Origin of the sequence: Pectobacterium sp. F1-1, from assembly GCF_025643735.1 — a bacterium.
Classification (GTDB): Bacteria; Pseudomonadota; Gammaproteobacteria; order Enterobacterales; family Enterobacteriaceae; genus Pectobacterium; species Pectobacterium colocasium.
The window spans coordinates 1493623-1506843 of sequence record NZ_CP104733.1; the positions used below are offsets into that span (position 1 = coordinate 1493623).

The window sequence follows — 13221 nt, forward strand, 5'->3', positions numbered from 1 at the left end:
AGAATGACAATGCTCCTCTTTTAATTTCATAAAATTAATATTGCACCGATTTATTTACAGGAGTCATAATGCCTCAAGGTTTTAGCGTCGGTCTTGTTGCCGACTGGCTGGTAACATACGCAGGAGCCGAAAAAGTTATCGCGGAATTTATTAAAATTTTCCCGCAGTCTGAATTGTATTCTGTTGTCGATTTTCTGTCAGATGATTCTAGGTTACTTTTCCAAAATAAGAAAGCGATAACAACTTTCATTCAGAAATTACCTATGTCTCAAAAAAAATATCAGGCATATTTGCCGTTTATGCCGCTGGCGATAGAACAGCTCGATGTCTCAAAGCATGATGTCATTCTTTCTAGCAGTCATGCTGTTGCGAAAGGAGTACTGACAGGTCCCGATCAATTACATATCAGCTATGTTCATTCTCCAATACGTTATGCATGGGATTTGCAACATCAGTATCTGCGCGAGGCCGGCCTGGATAGAGGTATTAAAGGAAACCTAGCGAGACTTTTGCTCCATAAAATCAGGACGTGGGACTATAGAACGGCAAATGGCGTAGATTATTTCTTAGCGAATTCACAATTCATTGCACGTCGAATTAAGAAAGTCTATGGGCGTAGTGCTGATGTAATTTATCCTCCTGTTGATGTTGATCGCTTTACACTAAATCAGAATAAGGAAGACTACTACTTTACTGCATCACGTATGGTGCCTTATAAGCGTATTGATCTTATTGTTGAAGCATTTAGCCAGATGCCAAATAAAAAATTGGTGGTGATTGGCGATGGTTCTGAAATGATGAAGATAAAATCTAAGGCAACCAGAAATATTGAAATTCTCGGGTACCAGCCTGACCATGTGATGCAAGAGCATATGCAAAAAGCTAAAGCATTTGTTTTCGCGGCGGAAGAGGACTTTGGTATTACGCCTGTAGAAGCCCAGGCTTGTGGCACACCTGTTATCGCTTATGGAAAAGGTGGGGCACTAGAAACTGTTCGGCCATATGGTGTGCCGAAGCCAACAGGGATGTTTTTTGAACAACAAACTGTACAATCGATTTGTGCTGCTATTTTAGAGTTTGAAAGTTTAAGATCTCCCATTGAACCCGATGATTGTCGTGATAATTCGTTGAAATTCTCTTCTGAAAGGTTTTCTGCAGAGATAAATGAATTTGTAAATAATAAGTGGGCTGAGTTTCAGGATAAGAAACAAATAGTGTATATATGACCCTGTACGAGAATGAAAAGTCTCTATTTGTTAAAATGAAATTTTAGTGTTACTTAATTTACTTGAGATAATGCAGTCTCTTTTTTAATATGTGAGATTGTTATTTTTTTCAATAATTATTTAGGAAATAAAATGAAGGGTATTGTTTTGGCTGGTGGCTCAGGAACACGTTTGCATCCAATTACTAGAGGGGTGTCTAAACAATTACTGCCAATTTATGACAAACCTATGGTGTATTATCCTATTTCTGTTCTGATGTTAGCCAATATTAGAGATATATTAATTATATCCACACCTGAGGATTTACCTTCATTTCAGCGTTTGTTGGGGGATGGTGCCCGATTTGGCGTACGTTTTAGCTATGAAGTTCAGCCGTCTCCAGATGGATTAGCTCAGGCATTTTTGATAGGTGAAGAGTTTATTAATGGTGAACGTTGTGCATTGGTACTAGGAGATAATATCTATTTTGGACAGAGTTTTGGCCAAAAATTATCTGCTGTTTCTGCCCGTGAAGAGGGGGCGACTGTATTTGGTTATCAGGTAATGGACCCAGAGCGTTTCGGTGTTGTAGAGTTTGACGAAAATAATCGGGCGATTTCACTAGAAGAAAAACCAGTTAAACCCAAGTCTAATTGGGCTGTTACAGGACTCTATTTTTATGATCGAAATGTTGTGGAAATGGCAAAGCAGGTTAAACCATCTACCCGAGGAGAATTAGAGATTACTACGCTTAACTCTATGTATTTAGAGTCAGGCGCTTTAAATGTGGAACTGCTAGGGCGGGGCTTTGCCTGGTTGGATACTGGTACTCATGATAGTTTATTAGAAGCTTCACAATTTGTTCATACTATTGAAAAGCGGCAGGGATTTAAGGTGGCTTGCCTTGAAGAGATCGCATTTCGTAAAGGATGGATTAGTAAGGAGCAGCTTGCTGTAGAAGTTGTATCTTTAAGTAAAACACAATACGGTCAATATTTGTCGCAATTGATAGCGGAGAAATAGAGTGGAAGTTAAAAATACTCGTATTAATGATGTGAAAGTTATTCGACCGAAGGTATTTGGCGATGCTCGTGGTTTCTTTCTGGAAACTTTTGAAAAGAAGCGTTATCAGGAAATGTTAGATATAGATTTCGATTTCGTTCAAGATAATCATTCCCGCTCATCTAAGGGGGTGTTACGTGGATTACATTTTCAAAAGGTTAATCCGCAAGGCAAACTTGTTCGAGTTGTTCGTGGGGCAGTGTTTGATGTGGCCGTTGATATAAGATCAAACTCCCCAACATTCGGACAGTGGGAAGGGGTTATTTTGTCCGAAGAGAATAAATCTCAATTTTGGATTCCTCCAGGATTAGCCCATGGTTTTATTGTATTATCAGATATTGCAGATTTTGAGTATAAATGTACGGATTATTATAATCCTGCTCATGAGGAATGTCTTCTGTGGAATGATCCTGATGTTGGCATTGATTGGCCAGGCGAATGTCCTTTGCTTTCTGAAAAAGATAAACAGGGGAAACTCCTCAAGGAATTATTGGTATGAGAATACTATTAACGGGAGCGAATGGGCAACTTGGGCGGTGTCTTCAGGATCGTGTTCCGAAAGAATGGGAATTATGGGCGACTGATTCTTCTGTACTAGATATTACCGATGCTGATGCGGTTAGCCAGGCTGTATCTAGCTATAAGCCCGATGTGGTAGTTAACGCGGCAGCTTACACTGCAGTTGATAAAGCGGAGTCCGAACCGGAATTAGCCACGTTGATAAATGTGTTTGGCCCTAAAAACTTAGCATGGGAAAGTCAAAAAGTAGGTGCTAGATTTATACATGTATCGACGGACTATGTTTTTGATGGTAAATCTAACAAGCCTTATGTTGAAACTGATATTACTTGCCCGCTTGGTGTTTATGGGAAAACAAAGCGAGATGGAGAATTAGCTGTTTTAAACACTGGCGCTGATGCGATTATTATTCGTACGGCATGGGTATTTAGTGAATATGGTAATAATTTTGTTAAAACTATGCTGCGCCTGGGGAGGAGTAAAGAAAGCTTAGCTATTGTTTCAGATCAACGTGGATGCCCAACGTATGCTGGGGATATAGCTGATGCGATTATTGATTTATTGATAAAAAAAGCTGAACCGGGTATCTATCACTATTGTGGTGATAAAGAAGTCTCTTGGTTTGAGTTTGCTGAGGAAATTTTTAGTGCTGCTAGCGAATTTGAATCATCCTATAAGATACCTAAAATAAATGCGATTCTTTCAGAACAGTATCCAACGCCTGCGGCAAGGCCAATGTATTCATCTTTAAATTGCGATAAGATAAATGCTTATGATATTTTTGAATCCTGCTGGAATATTCAATTAAGTAATATTATAAAAAAAATATTGTGATTTTATTTCATTTCTTATTTTTGGAGATTGCTGATGAAATTCATTAATAATCTTTTAATTCTCGTGTGTATTTGAGAGTTTTGATTTTTGTTTATATAGAATGTATTTTTTTGGGTGAGTTATTATAAATGAATAGTTCAAAAGATGCTCGCGGATTATTGAAAAACATAAGCGCAATGAGTGTCATTCATATATGCAATTATATATTCCCTTTAGTTCTAATTCCTTATCTTTCCCGAGTGTTAGGTGTGGAAATGTATGGAGTGGTGGCATTAGGATTAGGGATGGTGCAAATTGCTTGCATAATAACAGATTATGGCTTCAATTTATCAGCGACATATACAATAGCTAATGCACATGGCGATAAGAAAAAAATAAACGAAACTATATCGGCAGTTTTTTTGTGTAAATTGATACTCTTATTGGTTGTTTTTTGTATTTTTGTTTGTTTTTTATTTTTTGATGATAAACATAAAGATTTCCACTTTTTCTTCTTATTGATGTCATTACCAATAATCGGTCAAACATTTCAATCTGCTTGGTTTTTTTTAGGTATCGAAAAATTAAAGTATATATATATAATTACTAGTTTAAGTAGGGCTGCATATCTGATTTCCACTATAATTTTAGTGAAAACAGTAGACGATTATCTGTGGGTGGCTATTACAAACGGTCTATCTCAAATATTTATAGCATCTGTGGAGCTATTTTTGTTACTTAAAATGGGGTTTGGTTTTACTTATGTTTCTCAGAAGAGCTTAAAATCCGTTTTTTCTGATTCTACCCCATTTTTTTGGGCAAATGCTGCATCTTCACTTTATAATGCAGGTGGAACAGTATTTTTGGGTTTTTTTTCAACGCCGTATCAAACAGGAATATATTCAGCCGCAGAACAGTTGTATAGAGGTGCTGTTGCATTACTTACTCCTATATACCAAGCTCTTTATCCTTATATGGTTAGGACTAAAAATAAAAAATTATTTTGGAATGTATTTAAACTTGCGCTGTGTGTCGCTTTTTTAGGCGTATTTCTCTCTTCATTTTTAGTTGATTGGGTTATAAATCTAATTTTTGGTGCTGAGTTTTCTGATAGTGCTGATGTTATGATGGTATTTATGGCGGTTTTTCTCTGTGCTGTTGCCTCTGGATTAATAGGATACCCGTATCTTGCTGCAATGGGGGACTCTAAAAGTGTTAATATGAGTATTCTTTATGCTGGATTTCTGCAGATTGCTCTTTTAATATTTTGCTATTTTTTGAATATATTCATGGCCCTTCAAATGGTGTCATGTGTCTTCATAGTAGAACTATTTATCCTTATTGTAAGAGTGTTGGCTATAAAAAAACTAAATAACTTACATTGACTTTTTCTAGAGAGGTATATGGCTTTGAATGTTTTTAATAAAATTACTTCCTTGTTTTATAAACTAAAAACCTGTTTTTTTTATCGTTTTTTTTTTGGAGCTATAGGTAAAGGCAGTTGCATTAGGAAACCACTTTTTATTAATAAAGCAAAAAAAATTTTCATCGGGAAAGGTTTTTTTATTCGTGAGCAGGCTAGGCTTGAAGTCGTGGGCGATGGAGAGATCTCTATTGGTGATTTTGTTTCTATAGAGCAAAATTTTCATATTATATCTGCGAGGAAAGTCACTGTCGGAAATTATGTTGTTGTGAGTTTCGATGTGATGGTTACTGATATTGACCATGATTACAGAGAGGTTGGTGTAAGAATTCTTGAACAGAAGAATTCTATAGGGATAACTGAGATAGGAGATTTTTGCTTCATCGGAGCAGGAGCTAAAATTCAAGCTGGAACTATTTTAGGTAAACAGTGTGTTGTCGGTGCAAATGCAGTTATTAGAGGTTCATTTCCTGATTACTGTGTGATTGTTGGTATTCCTGGTCGAATAATTAAACGTTTTAATATTAAGACCAACCAATGGGAAAAGACGAATGAAAGAGGTGAATTCATAAATGATTTACAATAAAATTTTGATTACTGGTGGCGCTGGTTTTATTGGTTCCAATCTTGCGTTAAAACTTATAAATAAAAAATATGAAGTTGTTGTTTTAGACAATCTTTCCCCTCAAATACATAGTGATGATTTCTCTTGCTCTCCTCTATATTTATCAATAAAAGATAAAGTTGAGTTTATTCACGGTTCTGTTCTATCAAAAAATGACTGGTTACGGGCGTTAAAAGGCGTCGATGCTGTTATTCATTTGGCTGCAGAAACGGGCACAGGACAGTCGATGTACGAAATAGAGAAATATACCGATGTTAATATTAAAGGGAGTTCAATATTTTTAGATATATTAGCTAATACAGCCCATTCGGTTAAAAAAATAGTTGTTGCATCATCGCGTTCTATTTATGGGGAAGGAAGGTACTTCTCTGAAGGTTATGGTGACGTCTATCCACTGGAACGTAAAGATTCTGATATGGCCAATGGCGACTTTGAAGTTAAATGTCCTATTTCAGGCCAGGAAGTGACACTTTTACCGACTCATGAAGATAGTAAGATACACCCATCATCTATTTACGGCATCACAAAACAAGTTCAGGAACAGATGTTCTTAGTCATGGGGAAATCCCTCGGTATTCCAACTGTTGCATTCCGCTACCAAAATGTTTATGGAGCGGGGCAATCGCTTAGTAACCCCTATACTGGTATTCTTTCTATTTTCTCTACTAGAATTAAAAATGGAAATGTAATTAATATTTTTGAAGATGGTCTGGAAAGTAGGGATTTTGTCTATGTTGATGATGTTGTAGATGCCACAATCCTTGGCTTAGAAAAAAACGAAGCTGATTATAAAGTGTTTAATGTAGGATATGGTGAGCCGATAGATGTTTTGGAAGTCGCAAATGCGCTTAAGGTTTCATATAACGCTAATGTAGATGTTGTAATTTCAGGGAATTATCGCTTGGGTGACATTCGGCATAATTATGCAGATCTGACAAAAATTCGTACCGAGCTAGGTTTTGAGCCAAAAATACCATTTAGAGATGGCATCGCTAAATTTACAGCTTGGGTTGAGAAACAAGATGTAAAAAATGATCTTTATGATGAAAGTGTGGCAGAGATGAAAAAGAAAGGTTTGTATAAATAATGGAAAATATTATTCCTAAAGTAGGATTGGTTACCGTTCTTTACAATGGTGTAGAAGTCCTTGCAGATTTTTTTAAAAGTTTATCATCTCAAAGATTTTCCAACTATACACTTTATGTTATTGACAATTCTCCTGATGCTGTTGCTATTGATATGTCGAGACAATTGGCTCGAGAGTATAGTATTCCATGTGTTTTCCATAAATGTGAATCTAATATAGGTGTTGCTGCTGGAAATAATATAGGAATTAAACGTTCTATTAAAGATGGATGTGATTATACTATACTACTTAATAATGATATTGACTTTAATCATAACACGTTATCTGATTTGATTTCATTCACAAGATTACATAATGAAAAGCTAGTTGTCCCAAAAATATACTATGCTGGTACAAATCGTATTTGGATGGCAGGTGGAAAACTCTCAAAATATAAAGGTTCTACCACTCACCGTGGAGAAGGAGAGGTAGATTCTGGTGCTTACGATAGTATAGAGTACATAAATTATGCACCGACATGCTTTATGCTCATAGATAATTCTGTTTTTAGTACAGTTGGATTTATGGATGAAAAATATTTTGTATACTACGATGATACTGACTTTGTGTATCGTGCAACTAAATGTGGATATAAAATATGCTATTTCCCCAATGTTTTAATAAATCATAAGGTAAGTATTTCAACTGGTGGGGACAGAAGCCCTTTCTCTATTTATTATGGGAATAGGAATCGTTTTTATTTTATTAATAAGAATTATATTGGGCTGTTTAAATATATAAGTTTGCTTTTTTTCTTATCCTCTCGCCTCGCTTTATGGTTGAAATTTACATCTTCTCAAAGAGCAAGTTTAAATAAAGCATTGGTGGATATGTGGCGTTTGTGAGCTAATTTTATTTTTGCCATGCATTGAGGGGCGTATGTCAAATTTTCTAATTTCAGATATCTTTCCTTTGGAAAGAATATCTTTAAGTGCATATTTTTGCTATTTTTTTTTCTTTGTTTTTTTTATAAAAATATTTTCTTCTAATAAAGAAAATATTGGTGTTTTTTCTATAGTAAATATCTGGCTTGTTTTCTCAATTTTTATTCCTTTTATTCTTTTTTTCTTTTTTTCATATTCCCCTTATAATTCTTATGCAAGTAGCGCATTCAGTAGTTACTACCCTGACGTAAATACTGTTTTTGTAATAAGTTTTTTCGGCTTCCTTTCTTTTTTGCTAGGTCGCAGTATTGCAAGGAAAGTGAATTTTTCTCCACCTGGTTTGTTTTTGGTTACGCGGGGGACTAATGCGTTTTTCTTTAGTCGTGCGACTATACCATTTATTTTATTTATTTCTATTAGTATGCTTATTTTATTAATGGCATTAAATATACCATTCGGAGGCGGGCGAACTTTCGGAATGGAGAACCAGTCATCTAGACCTGTGTTGAATTTTATAATGTCACTTGCTAGCATAATCCTTTATGGCAGTATATTAGCTTGTTGGGCAAAGAAAAGTATACTTTCTTTTATTACAGTGCTGATTGTTTCTGTTGTCACATTATGGTCTGGTTCTCGATCTGCTTTAATTATGCCATTTATTTTGAGTATTATATCCATCTCTATGTCTGGGACAGGTAAGATAAGTAGCATGAAATATATTTTTCTTGCTCTTTTCTTTATATTTATAGCAATGGTTTTGGATATATTTAGATCGGGTCAAGGTTTGGAAGGGTTCAATTATTTTTGGGTTAATATTGCATTTGGAAACTCTTTCAGTGATCTTAGGGATTTTGCATGGGTCTACTCTTACTGGGATCGTGAGTATTTGATGGGGAAAACTCAGTTGGCCGGATTATTGGCTTTTGTGCCATCATCTATTTCTGACTTTAGGCAAGATTGGAATATTGGTCGATGGACAGCTAGTTTGGTTGGATTTGACCCAAACATTCATCCTGGACTGAGAATGGGTTTTTTTGGTGAATCGTATTTTAATTTTGGTTATCTTGGGGTTTTTTTATTTGGTTTGGTTTCTGGTGGGATACTTGGGCGGCAAGATAAAATATTAGAGAAAATAAAGAGAAACATGAAGGGGGAATTGCCTTTATCTATAATTTGCGCTAATGTTGTTTATTACAATATAGTCGTAAGTTTTTCAAACACGTCAGGTTTATTTAATACATATATTATCATCTTCATCGTTTTGTTGAGTTCCGTCTTGAGTTTTGTATCAGCTAAAATGAAATGAAACTATAAGGATAAATGTTATATTTAAGACTTTGTAACAAGGAAAATGCTTCTTGAATTGAAGTTCGGCTATACTTATTAAGTTATTCCTCATTAATATCATATATAACTAATATATCAGAGGTTGTTTTGGCTATTTATGCGAAGTTTTGATTAGTACAAAATCGTTCTCCAGATAAAACCATCAGATTGAAGAGAGTCAATCCATGACATCATTGAAAGCTATTATCCCTGTAGCAGGTTTAGGGATGAATTTGTTACCGGTGACCAAGGCAATTCCTAAGGAAATGTTGCCGCTGGTTGACCGTCCGGTAATTGAGAAGATCGTTAACGAATGCGTTAATGCGGGGATTAAAGACATTGTTCTGGTGACGCATGCGTCGAAAAATGCAATTGAAAACCACTTCGACACCTCGTTTGAGCTTGAGTCTCTGCTGGAAGAACGTGCTAAGCGTCAACTGCTGGCCGAAGTACAGTCAATTTGCCCGAAAGGCGTGACGATTATGAATGTCCGCCAGGGAGAAACATTGGGGTTAGGGCATGCGGTCTCTTGTGCTCGCCCAATCATTGGCGATAGTCCATTTGTGGTGGTGTTGCCGGATGTGGTGCTGGATGAAAGCACGGCCGATCAGACGAAGGAAAATCTGGCGTTGTTGATCTCCCGTTTTGAAGAAACAGGACGTAGCCAGGTATTGGTTAAGCATCGTCCTTATGAGGTGTTGCCTGAGTATTCTGTCGTCGATTGTGACAAACCGCTGGTGAACCCAGGCGATGCCGCTGCGATTACGTCGATGATCGAGAAACCTGAGGCGCCGTCTGAAACGGGGTCTGACCTGTCTGCGGTCGGGCGTTATGTGTTAACCGCCGATGCCTGGCCATTGCTGGAAAAAGCCGTTCCTGGCGCATGGGGACGTATTCAGTTAACGGATGTGATTGCTGATATGATTGCAACTCAGCAGGTTGATGCCGTGCAGATGGCGGGCAAGAACTTTAACTGCGGCCGTAAATTGGGTTATGCACAGGCGTTTGTTGCCTATGGGCTGCGCAACCCTGAGTTTGGTGCCGAATTTAAAGAAAGTATTAAGGCGCTGCTGAAAAAGTAATATTGAGTGATAACATGCTGTAAAACCGCAGATTGCTGAATCGTTCTGCGGTTTTTTCTTTTCCTCACCCTACGCTCCTGTTGTGCGAGCTTTCGCTATCAAACCAATCACTACCCACTCACGTAAAGCTGAGTTACCATGTTGGCCTGTTTTTAAATTGCCTGCGGGGTCGCAACGCGAGACGTTGTCGCTATTGTAGGCAGGTTATCCTTCAGACTGGAGTTGCTTTAATGTCCAAACAGCAAATTGGCGTTGTCGGTATGGCGGTGATGGGGCGCAATCTGGCGCTGAACATTGAGAGCCGTGGCTATAGCGTTTCCATCTTTAACCGTTCTTCCGATAAAACCGATGAAGTTATCGCGGAAAATCCGGGTAAAAAACTGGTGCCTTCTTATACCGTTGAAGAGTTTGTCGCATCCCTGGAAAAACCCCGCCGTATTCTGCTGATGGTGAAGGCCGGTGAAGCAACCGATAAGACGATTGAATCGTTGAAGCCTTACCTGGAAAAAGGCGATATTCTGATCGATGGCGGTAACACCTTCTATAAAGATACCATTCGCCGTAACCGCGAGCTGTCCGCGGAAGGGTTTAACTTCATCGGTACAGGTGTATCCGGTGGGGAAGAGGGTGCGCTGAAAGGGCCTTCCATCATGCCGGGTGGCCAGAAAGAAGCGTATGAACTGGTTGCCCCGATTCTGGAGCAAATTGCCGCGCGTGCGGATGGCGAAGCCTGTGTGACCTACATTGGCGCTGATGGTGCCGGTCACTACGTTAAGATGGTGCATAACGGTATTGAATACGGCGACATGCAACTGATTGCTGAAGCCTATGCACTGCTTAAACAGGCACTGAATCTGGGCAATGAAGAGCTTGCCACGACGTTCTCCGAGTGGAACAAAGGTGAGCTAAGCAGCTACCTGATTGAAATCACGGCCGATATCTTCACGAAGAAAGATGAAGAAGGTAACTATCTGGTTGATGTGATTCTGGATGAAGCGGCGAACAAAGGTACAGGTAAATGGACCAGCCAAAGCTCTCTGGATCTGGGCGAACCACTGTCTCTGATCACGGAGTCTGTTTTTGCTCGCTACCTGTCTTCACTTAAAGATCAGCGTGTTGCGGCATCTAAAGTGCTGACGGGCCCAGCGGCTCAGGCATTTGGTGGCGATAAAGCGGAATTTATCGAGAAAGTGCGTCGTGCGCTGTATCTGGGTAAAATCGTGTCTTATGCTCAGGGCTTCTCACAGTTGAAAGCGGCATCTGACGAGAATAGCTGGGATCTGAACTACGGCGAGATCGCCAAGATTTTCCGCGCAGGCTGCATCATTCGCGCACAGTTCCTGCAAAAAATTACCGATGCGTATGAGCAGAAAGCAGATATCGCTAACCTGCTGTTGGCACCTTACTTCAAGAAAGTGGCGGACGAATATCAGCAAGCGCTGCGTGATGTGGTTTCTTACGCGGTTCAGCAAGGTATCCCGACGCCAACGTTCTCTGCGGCCATCGCTTATTACGACAGCTACCGCTCCGCTGTGTTGCCTGCTAACCTGATTCAGGCTCAGCGTGACTATTTCGGTGCACATACTTATAAGCGTACAGATAAAGAAGGCGTATTCCATACCGAATGGCTGGAATAATCGTTTCTTATGCTTAGATAGTGCTGTTTGTTAATAAAACGCCAGATTAGGAAATATCTGGCGTTTTTTATATTACTGAATCAGTCTATTGATATCGTTAGGATATCTATGACTTTTTTTCTGAAATACTGTAAATTTCATTAAAGAAATCTGCTTTTTTACCGAGATCATTGCTGTTTATTACATCGGGATCTTGCTATTTTTAACGGTGTTGCAAAAATTGAGTTGTAGTTTTGCTTTCTGGCGTTGTTTGTCAGAGGTGGTTTTATCTCATAGAGGGATTATTTCCTCATTGATAGTTTTATCGCCATTGGACTGTAACTCATCACTATGGCGATCCCAGTAACGGTCGGTAACGACGCAAAACTCAATCGGTTTGCCGTTGTGCTGGCTGAAATGAAGGACGGGGTATGGTTTTTCCGACGGTACCCCACCTTGAAGTACTTCATGTTAAAAAGGAAATCGTAATGAAGAAAACGTTAATCACGCTGGCCGCTGTTCTGGCCATGTCGTCAAACGCGTTTGCTGTTGATGGCGTATCCAGCTCCACCGCTGCGGGTACCTCTACCACCACCACGACCACCAGCGCTGCCGCTGCTGGTGCCGCGGGTGCTGGTGGTGCTGGCTTTGCCGCTGGTACGACTGCTCTGATCGCTGTTGGTGCTGCTGCGGCGATCGGTGTTGCTGTTGCCGTTGCTGTTTCTAGCAACGATAACAGTACGCCTGCAACGGGCACGTCAACGACGACTCGTACTTAAGTTCGTTGTAACACTAAGGCCACTTCGGTGGCCTTTCTTTTTCCAGGCTGCGCTGTTCAACGAGAACTGCATTTCATGACAAAAATAAAACGAATGGCAAAGGTGAGTGCGCTGATTGCCATACCTCTTTTATCGGTTGTGCTGACTGGCTGTTCCCAAAATGTGGAGCAGGTGGGGAAAACGTTTAAACTGGCGTTTTTCGGTCAGGATGATACCCATGTGACGGCCAAACAGGTTGCCAATACGCCTTATGCCTCTGCCTATCTGAAAGTGGGTAAAGCACCGCAGGCGTTTGTTGTGCTCGCTTTTGCCGAGCAGAATCGGTTGAAATGGATTGGGGCCGATAAGAACATCGTTTCGACCCAACATGGTCGCTTAGTGAAAACGCAGGGTTTTGGTGAAGACATTACCTATGTGGATAACCTGCAACAGGATCCCCTGACGTTAGGCCTATTGAAGACATCGACGCCAATGACATGGCAGAGCCGGGTTGAGTGGTCGCAAGTCTTCCGCGGTGGTTACGAGACCACGTCCGTTTTTCAGGCTCGTGGCAAAGAAACGATAAAAATTCTGGATACCTCGCGTGAACTGCTACGTTTTGATGAACGAGTGACCGTCCCCACCTTGAATGAATCTTACACCAATAGCTACTGGCTCGATCCGGCTAACGGAAGTGTGGTGCAAAGCCAACAGTACATGGGGCCGGGTATGGCATTGGTAACATTCACCGTATTAAAACCCTACGTACAATAAGGGGCTGC

At 39.6% G+C, this 13221-nt stretch carries 13 protein-coding genes; all 13 read left to right on the forward strand.

The genetic code is table 11. The features are described 5' to 3' along the window. Positions 1-68: 68 nt before the first annotated feature. Positions 69-1226, forward strand: a complete 1158-nt coding sequence (locus tag NAL19_RS06525; RefSeq protein ID WP_263059159.1) for a glycosyltransferase family 4 protein — start codon at positions 69-71, stop codon at positions 1224-1226. A 132-nt stretch (positions 1227-1358) separates the two neighbouring features. After that, positions 1359-2228, forward strand: coding sequence for a glucose-1-phosphate thymidylyltransferase RfbA (gene rfbA, locus NAL19_RS06530; protein WP_039287758.1), 870 nt, complete (start codon positions 1359-1361; stop codon positions 2226-2228). 1 nt (position 2229) lies between these two features. Beyond that, entirely contained in the window at positions 2230-2766 is a 537-nt protein-coding gene (gene rfbC / locus NAL19_RS06535; protein WP_205557329.1) for a dTDP-4-dehydrorhamnose 3,5-epimerase, read from the forward strand. After that, the gene (gene rfbD, locus NAL19_RS06540; protein ID WP_263059160.1) at positions 2763-3620 is read left to right on the forward strand and encodes a dTDP-4-dehydrorhamnose reductase; all 858 of its coding nucleotides are present in this window, start codon (positions 2763-2765) and stop codon (positions 3618-3620) included. Before rfbC ends, rfbD begins: the two co-directional genes overlap by 4 nt. A 128-nt stretch (positions 3621-3748) precedes the next feature. Continuing rightward, complete coding sequence (locus NAL19_RS06545; RefSeq protein ID WP_263059161.1) at positions 3749-4984, forward strand: oligosaccharide flippase family protein; 1236 nt, start codon at positions 3749-3751, stop codon at positions 4982-4984. 18 nt (positions 4985-5002) lie between these two features. Further along, complete coding sequence (locus NAL19_RS06550) at positions 5003-5608, forward strand: acyltransferase (protein WP_263059162.1); 606 nt, start codon at positions 5003-5005, stop codon at positions 5606-5608. Beyond that, on the forward strand, positions 5595-6734 hold the full coding sequence (locus NAL19_RS06555; RefSeq protein WP_263059163.1) for an NAD-dependent epimerase/dehydratase family protein: 1140 nt from the start codon (positions 5595-5597) through the stop codon (positions 6732-6734). The genes NAL19_RS06550 and NAL19_RS06555 overlap by 14 nt, the downstream gene beginning before the upstream one ends. After that, the gene (locus tag NAL19_RS06560; RefSeq protein WP_263059164.1) at positions 6734-7618 is read left to right on the forward strand and encodes a glycosyltransferase family 2 protein; all 885 of its coding nucleotides are present in this window, start codon (positions 6734-6736) and stop codon (positions 7616-7618) included. The genes NAL19_RS06555 and NAL19_RS06560 overlap by 1 nt, the downstream gene beginning before the upstream one ends. A 34-nt stretch (positions 7619-7652) precedes the next feature. Then, positions 7653-8963, forward strand: coding sequence for an O-antigen polymerase (locus NAL19_RS06565; protein ID WP_075277943.1), 1311 nt, complete (start codon positions 7653-7655; stop codon positions 8961-8963). 205 nt (positions 8964-9168) lie between these two features. Further along, positions 9169-10065, forward strand: a complete 897-nt coding sequence (locus NAL19_RS06570; protein ID WP_263059165.1) for a sugar phosphate nucleotidyltransferase — start codon at positions 9169-9171, stop codon at positions 10063-10065. Positions 10066-10295: 230 nt separating this feature from the next. Beyond that, a complete protein-coding gene (gene gndA, locus NAL19_RS06575) occupies positions 10296-11702 on the forward strand; it encodes an NADP-dependent phosphogluconate dehydrogenase (protein WP_240822696.1) in 1407 nt (468 codons plus the stop codon). A 467-nt stretch (positions 11703-12169) separates the two neighbouring features. Then, positions 12170-12460 carry a hypothetical protein gene (locus NAL19_RS06580; protein WP_263059166.1) on the forward strand — a complete coding sequence of 97 codons (291 nt, stop codon included), beginning with the start codon at positions 12170-12172 and terminating at the stop codon, positions 12458-12460. A 75-nt stretch (positions 12461-12535) separates the two neighbouring features. After that, positions 12536-13213: a YjbF family lipoprotein gene (locus NAL19_RS06585; protein ID WP_225087426.1), complete on the forward strand. Its 678-nt coding sequence runs from the start codon at positions 12536-12538 to the stop codon at positions 13211-13213. Positions 13214-13221: the final 8 nt, after the last annotated feature.

Coding starts and splice junctions, on each gene's coding strand:
- NAL19_RS06525 (WP_263059159.1), top strand. CDS start 69: ATGCCTCAAGGTTTTAGCGTCGGTCTTGTTGCCGACTGGCTGGTAACA.
- rfbA (WP_039287758.1), top strand. CDS start 1,359: ATGAAGGGTATTGTTTTGGCTGGTGGCTCAGGAACACGTTTGCATCCA.
- rfbD (WP_263059160.1), top strand. CDS start 2,763: ATGAGAATACTATTAACGGGAGCGAATGGGCAACTTGGGCGGTGTCTT.
- NAL19_RS06545 (WP_263059161.1), top strand. CDS start 3,749: ATGAATAGTTCAAAAGATGCTCGCGGATTATTGAAAAACATAAGCGCA.
- NAL19_RS06550 (WP_263059162.1), top strand. CDS start 5,003: ATGGCTTTGAATGTTTTTAATAAAATTACTTCCTTGTTTTATAAACTA.
- NAL19_RS06555 (WP_263059163.1), top strand. CDS start 5,595: ATGATTTACAATAAAATTTTGATTACTGGTGGCGCTGGTTTTATTGGT.
- NAL19_RS06560 (WP_263059164.1), top strand. CDS start 6,734: ATGGAAAATATTATTCCTAAAGTAGGATTGGTTACCGTTCTTTACAAT.
- NAL19_RS06565 (WP_075277943.1), top strand. CDS start 7,653: ATGTCAAATTTTCTAATTTCAGATATCTTTCCTTTGGAAAGAATATCT.
- NAL19_RS06570 (WP_263059165.1), top strand. CDS start 9,169: ATGACATCATTGAAAGCTATTATCCCTGTAGCAGGTTTAGGGATGAAT.
- gndA (WP_240822696.1), top strand. CDS start 10,296: ATGTCCAAACAGCAAATTGGCGTTGTCGGTATGGCGGTGATGGGGCGC.
- NAL19_RS06580 (WP_263059166.1), top strand. CDS start 12,170: ATGAAGAAAACGTTAATCACGCTGGCCGCTGTTCTGGCCATGTCGTCA.
- NAL19_RS06585 (WP_225087426.1), top strand. CDS start 12,536: ATGACAAAAATAAAACGAATGGCAAAGGTGAGTGCGCTGATTGCCATA.